This is a genomic window from Eudoraea sp. (assembly GCF_049669105.1).
Lineage (GTDB): Bacteria > Bacteroidota > Bacteroidia > Flavobacteriales > Flavobacteriaceae > Eudoraea.
The window spans coordinates 1-17,771 of sequence record NZ_JBATKE010000133.1; the positions used below are offsets into that span (position 1 = coordinate 1).

Genomic DNA, 17,771 nt, shown 5'->3' on the forward strand with positions numbered 1-17,771 from the left:
TTGTAGTGCTGATTATTTTAATATCATTTGGAAAAGTTTGATTGCCTCGAATATGGTCATTATGTGAATGACTATTTACAACATATTTCAATGGAGATAGATCCATTTCCTTTAAAACTTCCAATAATTCTTTTGCTACGTCAGGAGAGAGAAAACTGTCGAAGATTATAGTTTCTTCTCCATTATCAATTATACCAACATTACAAATTGCCTTTCCCCCAAATTTATGAATACAGCTATACACGCCGTCGCCAAGTTTCACCAATTCAAAATTGACCGATTCAAAACGATCACTCCGATCAACTTTACAACTGTTAAGGAATATTGTAAAGAAAAATAATATGGTAATTAACCTCATAATTAAATCAAGTTGTACACAACGGTTCGGTTATGGCAAGTAGGGCAGGCAAAGAAACGTTTCGTTTCCGTCTGCACTCGTAGCCAAAGCTTTTTGTTTTTGCCTGCCACACTTTTTAGCGTAGTTTTTACCTTTTCCACTTTAAAAAGCCAGCTTAGCGCAGCCTTATCACGAATTCCTTGTTAAAAATAGGAATCACATAAGTAAATCCAAAAGATTTTGCGGACTTCATAAAAATACACAAACCTTTCGAATACTCCCGAAGCCCTTATTGTTTGTAGATTTTGTTGTCCTTAGTTATTTACAGGATATAGTAAAATATAAAATAGGTCATCGCAAAATTAAACCCTGCGTGACTAAGGATAGCGCCATAAATCGATCCTGTTTTGTTTTTGGAATAAAAAAATAGCCTACTGGTCAGGAACATTAGTGTCATCCATAAAAAAGCGGGTACAAACAAGAATTTCCAATTCCCGTTAGTGTGTACAATTCCAAAATGAGCCAAGTGAACAATGGCGAATGCTAAACTGTCCAAAATTGACGCTTTGTTATTTCCGAATTTAGGAACGAAACTTTGATGGATTAGTCCTCTGTATAATAGCTCTTCGCCAATCGGACTGAAAGTCATTCCAATTACCGCAAACATTGCAAAGTATACTAGTTTGTTATCTCCTTTAAGTTCATCAACGGGGATACTGCTATATGATTTTGAGATATACACAAACCAATTTTCTATAGATTCTTGGTAAAGATATTTTCCAAGAAAAAATATTATTGTAGATGCAAAAACTCCTAGTACAAATGAAATACCTAGCCATTTGAGATTTTTCGTCCATTTTATTCCAATTATTTCGCGCCCCTTATTTGATAAAAGCAAAAACGGCGCAAGTACCATTATCACAAAAATTATTGAAGTAAAATTGTAGTTTCCAGTCCGATTAGCCTCCAGAACAAGTAAAAAGCGTGGTATTCCAAATAACAGGATTAAGGTCAAACCAAATTGCCAATTGAACTGTAATTTTCTAAATCGAAAAAGGTTCTTCATAATTGATTACAACGATTTAAGTATATGACTTGTGTCGGTTTTTTAAGCACTTTCATGTCAGCTTGCAACAAACTTACTTAAAAGTGCAAAGCTTGAATTTACCACCATTCACGCCATAAGTTTTATACGCTGTTATCGCCTTTTTTCCTTTGGCATTATTACTAATCATTCATTCGCTGGTCGTATTCCAAAAATTAATAAATATCCTATCATCCAGAATTCTCCAACTGTAGCTGGAATGGTTAAATAACCTGACAAGGGGCTTTCAATTCCAATGTAATTAATTGTAGTACTTATCAAGTAGCCGAAACCACCAGCAATCAGGGTTAGACCCAACCAAACAGGCATCCTTTTTGAGCTGGTTATAATGTATCCCAATGGGATAAGCCAAAGCCCAAAGAAAAGGCCGCCGACACTCCAAGCATTTGTAATTAAACTGCTTAAAAGTTCGATTAATATTACTTTGTCTTCAATGGTTTGGGAAGAACTTGCAATTTCAATAGCGGAACCCATTGAAATGGCACTAATCATAATTGCTACGGAATTTATCATTCCCCAAATGCCAACTGTCCATGCTGCCCACTCGTTTATATTTCTAAACAATTTATAAAACCATACTGCGGTGAGAGCTTGTGAAACAATAATTGCAAATTCCAATAGAAGTCGCGTTCTGGCAAGGGATTCAAGGTCAATCAGATTTGTTAGTGTTTTCTGAGAGTCTTCTGAGTCAAATACCTGAGGGTGAAATATCAGAAATCCCAAAATGCCTGAAATTGCCAATGCTAAGTACCAAATTCCTGCGGTTCTTGCTGTCGTTACTAACTCACTTTGTTTGTCATTTATAGTCATATTATTTATCTGTTTAATCTTATAAATTAGCGATAACGGGAAGGCTATGCCTAGCGCGACCGTTTAGGTAGTATTATCGCATATACAATGGTAGCGGGTTTAATTATTTTCTTTAGGCCATTTCCAAGCATACCAAACAATTAAAGCAGTTATAATACTTTCTAAAAAGGCTAAAAAAACGTAGAATAAGTACCATTCGTCAGTTGAAATGATTCCTATTATCACCATCATTAAAGTAAATAATGTTCCAAATAAGATATTAAGAATTCGGTTTATTTTTGGTTTAAGGAAAATTGAAGCTGCCACCATTACAGATGGAATCGCCAAAATTATAGACGCTATTAATAATATGGTGGGACTATCCAAATTATTATCGCCTGTTATTAAACTGTTTACTTTATCAGGTGTGTATAGCTCAAAATAATCACCATATAAATAGCAGAAAGTTGCTGAAGCCCACAATGCAGCAAGTTTAATTTTGATATTTACTTTTGGATTTTCTAACATTCGGATTTAAGTATTTCAAATTTAAATTGGTTTAGAGTTAAGACGATTCATCGAAACTTTCGTTACAAGCAATATTTTTTTCAAATAGTGGGTAACGGTTTGTATAAAGGTCGTTTTAATGCCTTTTATATATTGTTATGAGCTTTTTCCTTTTTCAGTATTTTGACAATTCTATTGTTTATGATTTCTGACAAATTCCAATTGTACAGTTTAGGATCCGTTGTGCTGTAGAACTCAATAACAACAGCATCAAGGTCTTTGTGATATTTTGCGAAACTCTGGTATCCCGGAACCCAACCGGCATGTTCATACTCATAAATGGAGGAGTATATTTCCTGTTCTCCCTGTTCAAACAATGATCCATCATTCAAGGCCCTCAGAAAAGTACCCACGTCTTCTGCTGTGGCTAACATGCCATGTTCGTCTGCCTTTAAATCAAAGGGGTGTCCTACATGATAGCCACTCATCACATCGTCTATATTTACTTCACTTAGTGAACCGAAGGTATTGTTAAGATTTAGCGGCATTAGAATTTCTTCCTGAATGAATTGGAAGTTCCCATAACCTAATGTGTCATCCATTATCTTATTGATTAATAGGTAATTAGTGTTACAATATTCATAGTCTTCACCGGGTTCAAAGTTGGCCGGCTGGTCCAGAATCAATGCAAGACTTTCTTCATAGGTTTCTGTTGGAGCCGCCCAAAAATTCGGAGCGTTCGTAAAATTGGGAATTCCACTTCTATGCTGTATCATCAATCTCAAGGTAATTTTATCAGCGTTTTCAATTCTTCCTACAAGCTCCGGTAAATAATCGGCGATGGTTTTATCCAAAGAAAGAAGTCCATCACTTACTAATTTGGTGATAGCCACAGCATCATACAGCTTGCTGATGCTGGCAATCTTAAATAGGGCTTGAGGTTTGGCAGGAATCTTGGACTCTCGATCGTGCCATCCGGCAGCAAAATACTGGGGTGGTTTACCAGCTTGGTCTACATAAACAATCATTCCGTCAAATCCATGACCAATAGCCTCATCTAACTGTTGCTGAACCGTGTCCGGGAGCGGAAGTATCCACGCCTTAACCAAAAGCCATGGTACAAAGAACAGCGAGGATATGCTTGCCAAAATAAATACTATTCTGAGAATTCGTTTTATTTGTTTTTTTGGCATATTCATTCAGAATGGGTCATTTTTTTTGAATTACTCAAAACGGTTTTTTATGAAATTAGGGCTTTGCATTGATTTTATACTTTGTTATATGCTGGTTTTTTCTCTCGTTCAATTTTGGCTAAATTTTTTGGTTTAAAGTAAATGATTGTCAATATACCCCAAACCGTTATTAAAAATCCCATATAATTAACTATATTTTGGTCAGCAAAATCGGCTGTGAATGCAATATTAATTGTACTGTGAAAAACAGCGCATATGAGAATACTTCCTTTTGATGAATTAAATAACCAAGATAATAAGATACTACCAGTTAGAAGACTAAAAAACCATCCAAAAACGTCTGTAAATTCCATTGATGTATAACCAGGTCCATTAAAAAATAAAGGCAAATGCCAAAATGCCCAAAAAATTGTCAAAAGAATGCTTGATGTCAAAGCGTTAAATTTATTTTGAATTCTTGGTAAAGCAAAACCACGCCAACCAACTTCTTCTCCAAATCCGAAAAATATCAAATTGTAAATAAAAAATGTCAATAGGTTGAAGTTTGGAAATTCTTTTACCGTCAGAAGACCTGATAGGTTAATAGGCGCTTCATTTATAGCAGAGTTCATAATTGTAGCGATTAAGGCGAGTAAAAATGGGGTTAACAACGCAATTACCAGATATAAAATGGGCTTTATTTGAATACACTTTTTAAATAATTTTTTCAGCCCCTTATTTTTATAATAAATCCAAGTTGTCAAAAAAGATGCAACTAAAGGTCCAAGTCCTCCTATACCGTGTTGGAAGGGAATAATTGGCATAACTTTTAATCCTAATTCCTGTCCATAGAGAGGAAACCAAACTATCCAACTGATAATATATGCAAATCCAAAATATGTGATTAAAATTTTCACAATGTATTTTATTTTATGATAGATTTTTTTAGATCAGCTTGCACATTGCGGTATGTGTAAGGATAGTTGCGAGTTTAAGCAATTAACTTACTAAAAATGGAACAGAACAGAGGAAAATCCGCGGCATTTTCCAAGTAAGCAAGTATCAAGCAATTATTTTTACACGGTGCTATCCCTGGTTCTTTAATCCGATTCGGTTTTCAATTCATTAAAGTTTTTAAATACGCGAAGACCAACTACTATTGTCCAAGAAAAAATCGATAAGAGAAGCAATCTCTGCCATAATCCAGTTAAATTTCTTGATTCGAATGAGCTTATCATGATAATCATAAGTATTAGAGAAATAAAACCTGTCAGAATTGTATAAAGTGAAATATTTCGAAAAGTGTTCATTTTCTTAAATGATATGCCCATAAGAATAATTCCCAAGATTGCTGATATAAAAGTTACAGCAGATACTCTATCATGAATTATAGATTCCATTGTTCCGATGTAAGGACAACCTGGGTCACAAGAAAATATTCCTGCTAATGTCATTCCAAGTCCAAAAATCATAATCAAAAGAGATCCGATTCTAGATTTTAATCTTTTGGAAACATTAATTAAAAGAGAAAATCCAAAAAGACTAAAAAGTATTCCAGATGGTATAAAACCTATACGATTCATTAAAAGTTCAGTTGAAGAATTGGTTGCTCCTAATTCACTCACAAAATTATTGAGAGGATTATAGTCCGTTTGTAAATATCCACTTAATAAGGTGATTACAGTAAAGAGAATCGACCCTATAATTCCACCTAAAGTCAGAAATTTAAATACATTTCTTTTCATAGTTAAAAATTTGAAGTCGAATTGGGCATAACGGTCCTGGCTATCATTTCGTTTGGTTTGCAGCGAGTCCGGCGTTGGGTTTCCAAACCTTGTTTGGAAAAATTAACTTAGGCACGGCAAAGCTTTATTCATAGCATTTAACTTGGTTCTATGTTCTAAAAATAAGATAAAATTTGAAGTTGGGTTTAGCCAAAATGAATTATAGCCGTCCTAAGTCGTATTCAATTATTTTATTAATGATATTCGGATTTATTTACATTAATTTCTTTGCAGAATTAACCTTATCCGTTGGCGAAATTATAATTGAATCAAATTTGCCATTATCATCATAAAGCAATTCAATTCTGTCCAATGAAGCGACAGGCGCAGAGATAATACTATTAGTTTTGGTTATTGACTTAATCATATCAATATTTAATGCCTTAGTGTAAATAAATCCACATTTAATTTTTAATTTTCTTTCAACAATTATGTATTCTATGTTTAAAAAAAGATAAATAATAAAGGCGGATGCAAGTATTAATATTCCGCTCATGGAGGGTAAATCATTTATTGGCGAGCCCTGACCGATAGTCAATCCAATAGTGGTACAAAAAACCAAGATGGTGAAAGCTAAAATGGCATATCCAATTTTTGATTTATATCTTATCATAATTCCAATGTACTATAACGGTTTGGCTGTGGCGCGTTTTTATGCGCTATAGTTTTTGTTTTGTATCGTTATTTTATCCAATTCTTTTTTATTGAATAATTTGAAAACCATATTAACAACGATCCAAAAATCACAACCATTAAAGGCATTGTAGTTGCTTGCACAGGGCCATATACGTCCATAGATTTTGTAAAAAAAACATTGTGAATCATTTGTGGAATTATTGCACAAAAAGAGATGATAAAGGCGAGTTTAGACCATTTCTTTTTTAATAGTAATCCTAAAGAGCCAAACAAACCAAAAAATACTGCTATTGCAAAAACAAGAGTTGTCCAAATGGGATAGTCTCCATAAAGTTCTCTTTCTTTTTCAGGCAATGCTGCCAAAGCTTCTTCAGATATAAAAGTGTGTGCAAAAAAAGAAAGAACTCCCATGATATTCCATAAAAGAAAGAAGATCGATACAACCCAAAACCAATTTGGTATTTTCAGTTTTACGTTTTCCATAATTATTTGTTTTAGAATTTATTTCTTGTTTTATTTTAAATGATACACAACGTTTCCGTGTATGATTATTTGCGGACATTTCCAACGGAAATTGTCTTGTCTTTACCAAAGATAATTGATTGCAGGAATTTCAAGTTTGAAATTCTGCTGCAATGAGCTATTGCATCTATGTAAAAGCAGTGTGTTCTGTTTTCATATCTTTAAGAATTTGCTATAAATTAAAGATAACGGACACGCTGCTTTTTCATAGGACACGTTGTTAGCTACAGTTTTAATTAGTTATTCCCACAGTACTTTTTAAATAAGAGTTTGTATTTAAAATATAAAGCATGAAATGAGCTACATCAGCGCGAGAAATCATTTTAGTCAATATATAATGACCGACATTTGAACCGTGCTTATAGATAGTTCTTTTTTTTCCGTTTGTTAGTTGCCCAGGTCTTACAATTGTCCATTCTAACGCACTGTCCATGATTATTTTTTCTTGTTTAGATTTATCTAAAAAGTAGAAGTACAAAATAAAAGGAATCGTAAATAGAGTGTAATATAGCCCTAGCTTAAACTTACTGTCATTAATACCAAGTGATGTAATACAGATAAACCGTTTAACCTGATTTCTGGACATTGCTGATACTATATTTTTTGTGCCTCGAGAGAGTATTGTTGTCCTAATAATGAATTGTTTATGACCTAAGGCAGACAGCACGGCATCCTGTCCTTTTACAAGTCTTTCGAAGCTTTTAGGAACCAGCACATCTCCTTTCTCTACATAGAGGTTTGGATTACTGTATTTTATTTTTTTAGGTTTTCTAACAACTGCTGTTATAACATGTCCTTGTGCTAAGCCTTGTTTAATTAGTTCATGTCCTGTTTTTCCAGTACCACCAATTACCAATAGTTTCATGATTTTCAGATTTAACTCGTATGAAACTATTTAATTTTAAGTACCGATTGATTTTTTAATAACTGAATTGTAGATAAATTAGGATGGAACGTCTTTCAATATTGTAGCTAACGGTCTTGATAAAATGCGTTTCAATGCATTTTATCTTTTGTTTGCATTAGTTTAAACTACTTTCTTCGCTTTTTTATCGAGCAATATGGCCAGCAATTATACCATTTTCTAAATCAAAACTGTCACCGACTGATCCGACCACAGCATTAAAACGGCTCAAATTCATTAGGTTCCTCAGTGTGTAGAGTGAATTAATCCCCGTACAATGGGCTCCGATTATTTTAGAGACACCAAAATCATGTAATTTGTCCGCAGTCCATTTTAAATGCTTATCAGTAGCATCAAGTAAATGAAAACCACCAATAATTGCAAGTACCTCTTTGTTGTAAATATTATTTCTAGTTTGTTCTAGTGTATTAATGATTCCAGCATGACCACATCCGGCAACTAAAACAAACCCTTCTGCTGTATCAAATACAAGAGACTGATCTTCCGGGACGTAATCTTCGATATATTCATCGCCCATTTTTATTTTGATATGGCTAAACCAATTATTTTCATCGTATACTCGTTTTATTGGTCCGGTTATCCAGACACCAGGGAATAATTTATGTTCATGTTCATATACAATGAACTGCACTCCATCCGCTTCAAGTGCTTCTTTAATTTGGGGCATATTATTCTTGAAACCAACTCTCTCGTTAAATATGCCTTTCCCTACGTGGACTCGAATTAAGGCATTGGGATTAATTTTTTTTAGTTCTTTTCTTAGTGTTAGGAGTCCACCCGTATGATCTCCGTGGTAATGGCTCAGAAAAACGTCCTCCACTTCGGACAAATCGATACCCAAATCCAGCGCGTTTTGCAAAACTGTTTCTGGCCTCTGTCCTGTATCAAATAGTATTTTCTTGCCGTCTACTTCGACTATAGCCGAATACCCCCATTCACCAATGCCCTGATCTGCCAACATAGTTGATAATGTGGTAATTTTTAATAAGGAAACAGTAGTTCCTTTTTCCAGATAAGAGGTTTTTGATTTTTCCTGCTGCGCCATTGGAAAGTAGCTGCTCAAGATAACTATGATTGTGAATATTGGAAATTTAAATGTTGCCATGGGTTCTCTGTTATATGAATGCTAACTTGTTATATGCGGACTTATTTACCCTAATATCCCAAATATTTTTGGGATATGTACACCTTTTTGGTTTTTTTATCAGATTCTATTAGGCCCTCTACAGCTTCATCCAATGGACTACGGATCTGTAAAAGATCTTTTTTGGCAACATGCGTATAAATCATAGTAGTTTCCGGTAAAGTTCCGCCTACTCACTTGGAGGGTCAAATTGTATTTTTAATCAGCTCAGGCATTGGGCTTTAAGTAATTAAAGCTACGTTCTTCATTGAGGACCTTTCTATTGAGCTCTAGAAGTAGAGGGTATCTCTGCATGATATTTGGAGTTTTGTGTTATTGACAGGAAAGTTTGAAGTATCCCAGCTTTTTGTATTTTTATTCAAAGTAAACTTTATGCCAACCTCTGAACTGCCAACTACTGAACAATGTAAAAATTGCGAGAAAACATTTGATGCCTCTTTTGATTATTGTCCTTACTGCGGGCAGGAAACAGCAGATAACCTTACTATTGGGGTCCTCTTTAGCAACACAATAGATAATTATATTTCTATAGATGCCCGGTTCTTCAGGAGTTTTGGGACCCTTATGATAAAACCCGGCGTGCTGGCCCGGAGGTTTGTAGATGGCAAACGCCTTAAGTACCTGCATCCTGCACAGTTTTACCTTTTTATCTCTGTCATTTTCTTCTTTATCTTTTCTTTTACCATTCGTAAAGCAGATAATGAAGTTTCTGAGGCAATCAAAAAAGGCCTTGAGCAGGAAATCAACCTTGATTCTGTTCGGGTAAATACAGATTCTTTGGGCATTGCAGAAGCCCAAAAAGCCCTGAAAAAAAACCAAAAGATTATTGGGATATCAGACAAAGATATGGCCGAATTAGATTCGGTAATGGTTTCAGATCCCCAGGTAGCCAATTTGTCCTTTGGTTTTAAACGCGAGAAGTTAGACTCCCTTATCACGGCCGGAGCTCCATTAGATCAGAAAATTAAGGCGATGGGAATGAAGGAAGATGCCAATGCATTTACCCGCAGGTTCTATACCCAAATGCTGAAGTTTTATGAAAAACAAGGCGGGGGCATCCTGCAGGCATTATATGATACTATTCCCGTTGCAATGTTTTTACTTTTACCATTTTTTGCAATGTTTCTGAAATTGTTTTACTGGAAACCCGCCACCTTTACTCACCATTTGGTGTTTAGCTTTTATTTCTTCACTTTTATATTCACCTCGTTTAGTATCATGCTCCTGGTGAATAAAGTATGGGAGATTCCCATTTGGTTAGAAGTGCTCATTTGCTTCTCTTTTGCTATATACTTAATGCTAGCCCTGCGCAATTTTTACAAGAGCTCCTGGGTGGGTGCTTTTTTTAAAGCAGGCATTATCTCCTTTTTGTATATGCTCATAATTGTGCCAGTGGCTGCAATAGGAATTATTATGGTGGCCTTTATGCTTTATTAATTGGTGGAACAGAATTATTTGGCCATGAAGATAGCATTGACAAAAAAAAGTTTGCCATTTTCCCAGAACCCGCGAAAGAGAGGGTTATCCACCATGTAGACTACCTGCCCCTTTCCGTGCTTCTCAACACCAAAAACAAGGCTTTTAGCCATTTTTTTCTGTGCTTCACTGCCAGCAAATCCAGCTATCGGCAAGGTATCCTTGGAAATATAAGCCACAGTACCGCTTTCCAGATAGTCATAGCTGTCACTTGACAGTTTAAGGCTAAAATAAGCATCCTTATACCCAAAGGCCAGCGGATGTGTAGCATCTACCTTTGTTTTAAAGATGGCTCCTGTAATGTCGTTTTTAATCTCCTCACGCTGCAAGTTCTCATAAGGTTGTACCAGATTTTCCGTACTATCCTTTTCTTCTTCCCGGGCAGATATGTCAAACCCATCCTCTCCGTCCAATGAGGCAATGGCCTTGCCCATGACAATAAGCCTGCCGCCCTGACCTACCCATTCTTTGAGACGGCTGAGCATGAGTGTATCCATAAATCGTTCATAACCTGTACCTCCGGGGAGAATCAACACCTCATAGTTGGAAAGATCCACCCCGTTTATGGTGTTCTCATCCAAAACAGTAATAGGATAATGCAACTGCTGCTCAAAGAAATGCCATATCTCTCCAAAACGTAGGGTAGAGGTTGGTTCACCACCCAGAACGGCTACCTTTACCGACGGGATCATTAGTACAAAACTCGATCCAAAGTCCTTTCCTTCATCCACAAAGCCACTACTAACTGCTGTTAGTGATTTATGATGTTTTTCGGCAGCCTCACTTAGTATTTTGGTAAAATTCTTTCTTCCGTCATTATCAGCTTTCGTGATAATAAGACTTCCGCTTTCATAACGGTTACCTTCCAGGGTGAAGGCCTTTTGAGCCTGACGCACCCTAATTTTTTTTTGAAGTAATTCAGCTAAAAATCGCGCATCATCCATGCCGTTCCAATCCGTCAGGAAGGCGTATGTATTCGTGCTCAAAACCTCCTTTTTCGATAAATCCTCTTTCTTTGAAGTTTTGCTGACTAAACTCTCTGAAGCAATGGCATCTAATCCATAGGCATAAGGCAGGGACCATGCGGTTATATCGTAGGTAAGCGAATCACTCAGCCTGGCATTGGGTTCAAATAGCACCTTTACCAACGTTCCGCGGGTCTGGTTGGTAGAAATGATCAGACTTTCTGAATTAGTCCTTAAACTCCCTGCTTTACCGGTTTTATAATTAAACCCTTTAACATTAGTATCAGTTCCGTAACTATAACTCAACTGATGCTGGTCCAGAAGTTGAGTAAGTGCTCTCAAATGATCTTCCGGACCCTTTAGAATATAGCTTTTGTATTTATAATTTTTAGGTTGATAGAATTTTTGAAACTCTTCATTTAATTTGGTCACGTTGCTGGCCGCAACTTCCACGGTAGAGATTCCTGTGGTATAATGATGGACAATACGATCCTTTAAGGTCAGGGTATCTCCATTGCCTGTAATAACTCCTAGTCCGGCCCTGCCTCCGCCTCCCTGTTCATAGGTCATCCCAATAGCACCACTGTAGGTAGGGTAGGTGTCCCCATAACTGGGGTAAAACAGATCAAAGCGCTCTTTTGTAAAGTAGAACCAACCGTTGGCGTCAAAATATTTGGCATGGTTCTTACCCATGGTCACCTGAAAATCCCGCTGAAAATCTGTAATCACTTCATGAAACGGCTCTGATGCCGGCGCAAAATAATATGGGGAATCCATGCTTTGCTCATGGAAATCTACATGTATATGCGGGAGCCACTTGTTGTAATAGCGAAGCCGTTGCTGGCTTTCTAACTGGGTAAGCCATGCCCAATCACGGTTTAAATCGAACATATAATGGTTACTGCGCCCGCTCCACCAGCCTTCATTATGTTCCTTGCTTTCCGGGTTTAATTGAATAGGGGTGTTTTTAAATTGATTATACCAGTTCACGTACCTGTCACGGCCGTCCGGGTTAATACAGGGGTCGATAATTACCACTGTGTTTTCCAGATAGGCCTGCTTGTTGGTTAATAATTCATAAATGGTTTGCATAGAAGCTTCTGTGCTTACACTCTCATTTCCATGCACATTATAGCTGAGCCAAACTATAACTTTTGTAGATTTGCTCATACTACTCGTACTTTTTAAATGCTCCTCTCTTATGGTTTCAAGATTCTGCATATTTGCGGCCGAAGAAATGTAGGCCAAAAGCAGTGGTCTTTGTTCATATGTTTTTCCGTACTCATGCAGTTGCATACGGTCTTTTGCAGCCTCAGAAAGATACTGGTAATAGTCTACTACCCGATGATGACGTGTAAATCTCGTGCCAAGCTCATAGCCCAGGAATTCTGAGGGTGATTTTAGCTCTTGTGCACTTAAAGCGATAGTAATTAGGAGGACCACTGCGGGTAAAAGTCTCTTCATAAACTGGCGTTTCAAATTAGGACGCTAAAGCTAAGGATTATTCGGGAAATCACATTTTAAGTTCGGTGTTATTCGTTTATGGGTCGCCAAAGTACACGGCTTTCAAGGAATTGGTTCCTCATTTTTGTGTAGTTAATACATCTTAACGTATTTTTGGGAAGAGTAAAACCCGAGAATTTTATCTTTGATCGGATTTTAGAAATTTCTATGGAAGTAGCCTGTATACCATTTAAAAAAACTGGATATTTTTCTTCACTTATTTCCGACTATCTGGACGAAAACAAGAAGCTAAAACCCTTTTACAACAGGTTTCCAAAGATTGAAGAGTTTAAGGCTCAAATGGAGGAGAAGTCCAATACCTTTCCACAGAGGAACAGGAAAATACTAAACGAGGTACTTCAAGAACAATACCTAGGTGTAAAGGCGTCAAAAACTACAGTAGCTAATATTTCAGCTTTAGCACAAGACGAAACCTTTACGGTAGTTACTGGTCATCAACTGAATATATTTACGGGTCCTTTATATTTTTTATATAAGATTATCAGTACTATAAATCTTGCAAAAGCTTTAAAAAAATCCTATCCTAAGAATACTTTTGTACCGGTATACTGGATGGCCACAGAAGATCATGATTTTGATGAGATTAATTATTTTAATCTCCACAGCAAAAAGGTACAATGGAACCGCGATGCCTCAGGAGCGGTAGGAACGTTAAGTACAGAAGGCTTAGAGGCTGTATTTGAGACTTTTTCAAAGGAAGTGGGCCATAATATCCATGCAGAAAATCTTAAGGATCTTTTCAAAAAAGCCTACCTGGAGCACAATTCACTTTCTGAAGCTACCAGATACCTGGCCAATACCCTTTTTGGAGAGTACGGATTGGTCATCGTAGATGGGGATAACACTAAACTAAAAAACCTTTTTATACCCTATATAAAGAAGGATATTCTTGATAACCTGCCTTATAAAAAAGTAAATGAGACTATTACTGCCCTTGAATCTGTGTCTTCTTCGTACAACATTCAGGTTAACCCTAGGGAGATCAATCATTTTTATTTAAAAGATGAGATTAGGGAAAGGCTTCTGGAAAAAGACGGAGATTTTTATGTTAACAATACTAAAATTCAATTCACAGAGGATGAAATACTCATGGAACTGGATGCCCATCCTGAAAGATTTTCACCTAATGTGGTTACCAGGCCCCTTTACCAGGAAGTAGTCCTTCCTAACCTTTGTTATATTGGCGGAGGTGGCGAATTGGCCTATTGGCTTGAGCTTAAATCGTCCTTTGACGCCATGAAAGTGGTATTTCCCATCTTGCTGTTGCGAAATTCAGCCCTGATGATATCAGAAAAGGAGAATAAAAAAATTCAAAATTTAGATTTAAATCCGGCAGATTTGTTTTTAAAGCAAAACAGTCTTATAAATAAAAGAATTCGGGAAATTTCCAATATTGATATCGATTTTTCCAGTCAAAGGGAGCATCTGAGAAATCAGTTTGAAGCGCTTTACCAATTGGCCGAAGAAACAGATAAGTCCTTTCTTGGTGCGATAAAGGCTCAGGAAGTAAAGCAAATAAACGGACTTAACCATCTGGAAAAAAGATTATTAAAAGCCCAGAAAATAAAACTTAAAGACCAGGTGATTAGATTAACAGCACTCCAGAACAAGTTATTCCCTAATCAATCCCTGCAGGAACGTTCTCTAAATTTTTCTGAACTCTATCTGGAATTGGGAGACGGGCTTATCCCTTTTTTAATTGCTGCACTAAACCCTTTAAAACAGGAATTTTTGGTATTAAAATACTAAGCCAATTAATGGCATAGGTTTCTTTTCCATAGTACTTTTGATAAAAACAAAGCTCATGCACAATGTGGATATAGAGTTGGTAGAGATGACCCTCGATGTCATGAAATATGCCATTCATAGAATTACCAATGAGTCACCAGAAATGGGAGCACCCAGGAAAGAAGAGGAATTAAAGCGCCAGGCAGGGGAGACCATCACTCCTTCTGGTATAGGTGGAGAGAATGCCTTTCGTCTTTTTCGTAATGTATTGGTAAAAGCAACCGTTCCGATAGATCATCCTAGGCATCTGGCTTTTGTTCCTGCAGCTCCCACACGAGCAGCCATCATGTTTGACCTGGTTACCTCGGCATCCAGTATACACGGGGCCTATTGGATGGAAGGTGCAGGCGGTATTTTCTGTGAGAATGAAGCCATGAGGTGGCTGGTATCCCTAACCGGGATGCCTGAAGGTGCCTTTGGTGTTTTCACCAGCGGAGGTACTGCTGCCAACCTCTCGGCTATCGTAACGGCACGGGAATATTGGCGAAAGAATAGGGAAAATCAAAATAAAAAAGGATGCATCATCACATCAGTGGGTGCACACTCTTCTATAAAGGCCATGGCAAAAGTAATTGATGCCGATCTGCTCTTGGTGGAAACAGATGATCTAATGACGGCCGAAGCCCTGCAGGAAAAAATTGATTCCCTGGATGAAAATACCATGGATAGGGTTTTTGCAGTGGTAGCTACAGGTGGTACTACCAATGCGGGGATTGTGGATGACCTCAATGGTATCGCAAAAATTTGTAAGGAACTTAACCTTTGGTTCCACGTAGATGCAGCCTATGGTGGTGGCGCTCTTGCAGCAGATTCTGTTAGGCATCTTTTTGATGGAATTGAAAAGGCGGACAGTGTAACCATAGATCCCCATAAATGGTTGTTCTCCCCGTATGATTGTGGAGCTATTATATATAGAGATCCCGAATTGGCGAAAGCTGCTCATTCACAGGAGGGTTCTTACCTGGATATCTTTAAAGATCCTGGTGCGCAAGGGTTTAATCCTTGTGATTACCAGATACAATTAACCAGGAGGTTGCGGGGATTACCGTTGTGGTTTTCACTTGCTATGCACGGAACAGATAAATATAAATGGGCGGTGGAACGAGGAATTGAATTAGCTAATTTGGCCGGGGAATTAATTTCATCCCGGCCGGAATTGGAATTGGTTCGGCCGCCAGGGCTCTCCTGCGTGCTATTCAGGCGTAAAGGCTGGTCTGCAGATGATTATAAAAACTGGACATATACAAATCACCGGGATGGGATAGCCCTGGTGACACCCAGTAAATGGAAAACTAAAGAAAGTATTGAAACAGTAGCCCGGTTTTGTTTTATTAATCCGGATACTACTGAAGAGGATATTCAGGTTATTTTGGATACTATGAAATGAATTGAGCCGGTTTTATGGTACAAGGAATTCCCCGCTCCATAATTCTTGCCGCTTGGAAAACCGAACCCTCAGATGTTCAGGTTCTTGTAATTTAAGGTATTCTATTTTAAAAGGGGTAATTTCAACCACACAGAAGTGATTCTCCTTTTTAAGGTATTCTATGACCGCTGGATCCTCGAGTGGCGTACCCGGTGCCATGGCAGTGGTATAACCCTTGCGCGCTTTTTCCGGGACCCCATTATTATAAGTTTCTTCTATAGCCTTTCCTTTAATTATGGTAGCAATTCCCTCAATTTTTATTTGTAAGAGCTTCTCAGGATTATAAAATAATACCCCCACCTTATTATTTTCCTTTATATGAATAATTTTTTTTGAGCGGAAATCAGTATAGAAAGAAAGTAGGAGTTCATCAGAAACCTTTCTTAAAACCAATGTTCTTTGCCTGGTCAAACGATCCAAACCTACCGTACCCAGGGTAAAGTACCGAAAGGGATGCGATTTTTGTGTGCTCCCTTTTTTTAGTTCTTCCTTTAAATCTTTAAAAATCTGATCTGTTCTTTCCATGGGTTTCATCTATATAAAGGTAAAAAAATAAAAAATGAGGTAGGGTATTTTTAGAGAAGATTGTTATATATATAAATTGCTATGAAAAAGTTCATTTTTTATAGATAAAATTGTGTCATAACAAATTCATGTGTTTAGGTTGGTTTTTGATTTGAAAAGCCCTGGCGATCATCGTCGGGGCTTTTTCTTTTAACTATATTTTTTTGCTTAAAATAATTCATAATCTTTGAATTCCTTCAAGTCAGTTTAATGCATAATCTAAAACAATAGGATATTTAAATAAAAACAGTATTATTTAAGTATAATACAATTTGTAGGAATTAATTTAAAAACTTTTAAACCAGGTATTTAAGAATATTTATATAAATTGTTACTAGACATAACAAAGGATTGATTATAACCCCCAAAATATCCTATTGCACCTTGTATTCCAGCCGCATAGTAATAGAAGCAGTCTTCTTTTTGGCAGCAGTATTATAAGCCCCGCCCCAGCTGTAAGCCTCATCTGAATTTTGTCCGGTAATTTGAAAAACACCCATACGTGCAGTAATAAGATCACCCAAAGTGCCTCCGGAATTCTCTGCTATTTTTTCGGCGCGGATACGGGCATCTTCCGTTGCTTTTGAAATCATTTTAATCTTAAGGTCAGATAATTTAGTGTAATAATAACGGGGAGGTGAGGAATTAAACTGGACCCCTTTATTTAAAAGTTCCGTGATCTCACGTGATACTTTTTCCACCAGAGCCACATCACTCGATTCTATTTGAACAGATTGTGATAACTCGTACCCCCTGAAGATCGTACCAACAAAATTTCCGTTTTCGTACTTATTGTCCCGTTGCTCAATCGTCTGTACAGAATTAAAAATTATGTTATCAGGGCTTATTCCTTTGGATACCAGATAATCCCTTACTATTTCCTTATCATTATTCAATTGTTCAAAAGCGGTCTTTAAAACTGTATTAAAGGCAACAAAACGTCCTTCCCATACAATAAGGTCTGATGTAAAGTTCTCATTTCCCAGCCCAGTAATAGAAATCACTCGTGCAGGATTTGAACGTTTTACATAAGCGCTACCCAAAAAATTAGCGGCAATGATTATAGCGACCCCAAAAATTATAGCATTTAAATGTTTCATTCTTATG

Annotated in this window: 17 protein-coding genes; 3 read left to right on the plus strand and 14 right to left on the minus strand. The window is 37.0% G+C overall.

Translation table 11 applies throughout. The features are described from left to right. The 11 genes from WBM60_RS11135 to WBM60_RS11185 form a co-directional block, all read right to left on the minus strand. The coding region (locus tag WBM60_RS11135) for an MBL fold metallo-hydrolase (protein ID WP_424283085.1) at positions 1-358 on the minus strand (358 nt) is incomplete at its 3' end. A 301-nt stretch (positions 359-659) separates the two neighbouring features. After that, positions 660-1,403: a lysostaphin resistance A-like protein gene (locus tag WBM60_RS11140; RefSeq protein ID WP_424258740.1), complete on the minus strand. Its 744-nt coding sequence runs from the start codon at positions 1,401-1,403 to the stop codon at positions 660-662. A 165-nt stretch (positions 1,404-1,568) separates the two neighbouring features. Next, entirely contained in the window at positions 1,569-2,252 is a 684-nt protein-coding gene (locus tag WBM60_RS11145) for a DUF4386 domain-containing protein (protein ID WP_424258742.1), read from the minus strand. A 99-nt stretch (positions 2,253-2,351) separates the two neighbouring features. After that, the gene (locus WBM60_RS11150) at positions 2,352-2,759 is read right to left on the minus strand and encodes a DUF6326 family protein (protein ID WP_424258744.1); all 408 of its coding nucleotides are present in this window, start codon (positions 2,757-2,759) and stop codon (positions 2,352-2,354) included. Between the two features lie 125 nt (positions 2,760-2,884). Then, positions 2,885-3,931 (minus strand): serine hydrolase domain-containing protein, encoded by a 1,047-nt coding sequence (locus WBM60_RS11155; RefSeq protein ID WP_424258749.1) that lies wholly within the window; start codon positions 3,929-3,931, stop codon positions 2,885-2,887. Between the two features lie 74 nt (positions 3,932-4,005). Further along, on the minus strand, positions 4,006-4,827 hold the full coding sequence (locus WBM60_RS11160) for a CPBP family intramembrane glutamic endopeptidase (RefSeq protein ID WP_424283086.1): 822 nt from the start codon (positions 4,825-4,827) through the stop codon (positions 4,006-4,008). A 183-nt stretch (positions 4,828-5,010) separates the two neighbouring features. Continuing rightward, a complete protein-coding gene (locus WBM60_RS11165) occupies positions 5,011-5,655 on the minus strand; it encodes a DUF998 domain-containing protein (protein ID WP_424278888.1) in 645 nt (214 codons plus the stop codon). A 253-nt stretch (positions 5,656-5,908) separates the two neighbouring features. Beyond that, a complete protein-coding gene (locus WBM60_RS11170) occupies positions 5,909-6,307 on the minus strand; it encodes a PH domain-containing protein (protein WP_424261980.1) in 399 nt (132 codons plus the stop codon). A 68-nt stretch (positions 6,308-6,375) separates the two neighbouring features. Next, the gene (locus WBM60_RS11175; protein ID WP_424261978.1) at positions 6,376-6,813 is read right to left on the minus strand and encodes a hypothetical protein; all 438 of its coding nucleotides are present in this window, start codon (positions 6,811-6,813) and stop codon (positions 6,376-6,378) included. Positions 6,814-7,084: 271 nt separating this feature from the next. Further along, the gene (locus WBM60_RS11180; RefSeq protein WP_424261976.1) at positions 7,085-7,717 is read right to left on the minus strand and encodes an NAD(P)-dependent oxidoreductase; all 633 of its coding nucleotides are present in this window, start codon (positions 7,715-7,717) and stop codon (positions 7,085-7,087) included. Positions 7,718-7,901: 184 nt separating this feature from the next. Further along, positions 7,902-8,882 (minus strand): MBL fold metallo-hydrolase, encoded by a 981-nt coding sequence (locus WBM60_RS11185; protein WP_424276460.1) that lies wholly within the window; start codon positions 8,880-8,882, stop codon positions 7,902-7,904. Positions 8,883-9,293: 411 nt separating this feature from the next. Between WBM60_RS11185 and WBM60_RS11190 the strand changes: the two genes are divergently transcribed. After that, a complete protein-coding gene (locus tag WBM60_RS11190) occupies positions 9,294-10,358 on the plus strand; it encodes a DUF3667 domain-containing protein (RefSeq protein WP_424262281.1) in 1,065 nt (354 codons plus the stop codon). 14 nt (positions 10,359-10,372) lie between these two features. Here WBM60_RS11190 and WBM60_RS11195 read toward each other — a convergent pair whose 3' ends face one another. Beyond that, the gene (locus WBM60_RS11195) at positions 10,373-12,826 is read right to left on the minus strand and encodes a M14 family metallopeptidase (protein ID WP_424262278.1); all 2,454 of its coding nucleotides are present in this window, start codon (positions 12,824-12,826) and stop codon (positions 10,373-10,375) included. 207 nt (positions 12,827-13,033) lie between these two features. Between WBM60_RS11195 and bshC the strand changes: the two genes are divergently transcribed. Continuing rightward, a complete protein-coding gene (bshC, locus tag WBM60_RS11200) occupies positions 13,034-14,635 on the plus strand; it encodes a bacillithiol biosynthesis cysteine-adding enzyme BshC (RefSeq protein ID WP_424262285.1) in 1,602 nt (533 codons plus the stop codon). A 55-nt stretch (positions 14,636-14,690) separates the two neighbouring features. After that, positions 14,691-16,061 carry a pyridoxal phosphate-dependent decarboxylase family protein gene (locus tag WBM60_RS11205; protein WP_424262276.1) on the plus strand — a complete coding sequence of 457 codons (1,371 nt, stop codon included), beginning with the start codon at positions 14,691-14,693 and terminating at the stop codon, positions 16,059-16,061. A 12-nt stretch (positions 16,062-16,073) separates the two neighbouring features. On the opposite strand, the gene WBM60_RS11210 is transcribed toward WBM60_RS11205, so the two are convergent. Next, positions 16,074-16,625, minus strand: coding sequence for a pyridoxamine 5'-phosphate oxidase family protein (locus tag WBM60_RS11210; RefSeq protein ID WP_424277797.1), 552 nt, complete (start codon positions 16,623-16,625; stop codon positions 16,074-16,076). Positions 16,626-17,038: 413 nt separating this feature from the next. After that, positions 17,039-17,764, minus strand: a complete 726-nt coding sequence (locus tag WBM60_RS11215; protein ID WP_424276459.1) for an SIMPL domain-containing protein — start codon at positions 17,762-17,764, stop codon at positions 17,039-17,041. Between the last annotated feature and the right edge of the window lie 7 nt (positions 17,765-17,771).

Bases quoted from the DNA above. Each gene is read 5' to 3' on its own strand.
- WBM60_RS11180 (WP_424261976.1), bottom strand. From the start codon at position 7,717: ATGAAACTATTGGTAATTGGTGGTACTGGAAAAACAGGACATGAACTA.
- WBM60_RS11165 (WP_424278888.1), bottom strand. From the start codon at position 5,655: ATGAAAAGAAATGTATTTAAATTTCTGACTTTAGGTGGAATTATAGGG.
- WBM60_RS11175 (WP_424261978.1), bottom strand. From the start codon at position 6,813: ATGGAAAACGTAAAACTGAAAATACCAAATTGGTTTTGGGTTGTATCG.
- WBM60_RS11205 (WP_424262276.1), top strand. From the start codon at position 14,691: ATGCACAATGTGGATATAGAGTTGGTAGAGATGACCCTCGATGTCATG.
- WBM60_RS11150 (WP_424258744.1), bottom strand. From the start codon at position 2,759: ATGTTAGAAAATCCAAAAGTAAATATCAAAATTAAACTTGCTGCATTG.
- WBM60_RS11210 (WP_424277797.1), bottom strand. From the start codon at position 16,625: ATGGAAAGAACAGATCAGATTTTTAAAGATTTAAAGGAAGAACTAAAA.
- WBM60_RS11140 (WP_424258740.1), bottom strand. From the start codon at position 1,403: ATGAAGAACCTTTTTCGATTTAGAAAATTACAGTTCAATTGGCAATTT.
- WBM60_RS11170 (WP_424261980.1), bottom strand. From the start codon at position 6,307: ATGATAAGATATAAATCAAAAATTGGATATGCCATTTTAGCTTTCACC.
- WBM60_RS11190 (WP_424262281.1), top strand. From the start codon at position 9,294: ATGCCAACCTCTGAACTGCCAACTACTGAACAATGTAAAAATTGCGAG.
- WBM60_RS11215 (WP_424276459.1), bottom strand. From the start codon at position 17,764: ATGAAACATTTAAATGCTATAATTTTTGGGGTCGCTATAATCATTGCC.
- WBM60_RS11155 (WP_424258749.1), bottom strand. From the start codon at position 3,931: ATGCCAAAAAAACAAATAAAACGAATTCTCAGAATAGTATTTATTTTG.
- WBM60_RS11185 (WP_424276460.1), bottom strand. From the start codon at position 8,882: ATGGCAACATTTAAATTTCCAATATTCACAATCATAGTTATCTTGAGC.
- WBM60_RS11195 (WP_424262278.1), bottom strand. From the start codon at position 12,826: ATGAAGAGACTTTTACCCGCAGTGGTCCTCCTAATTACTATCGCTTTA.
- bshC (WP_424262285.1), top strand. From the start codon at position 13,034: ATGGAAGTAGCCTGTATACCATTTAAAAAAACTGGATATTTTTCTTCA.
- WBM60_RS11145 (WP_424258742.1), bottom strand. From the start codon at position 2,252: ATGACTATAAATGACAAACAAAGTGAGTTAGTAACGACAGCAAGAACC.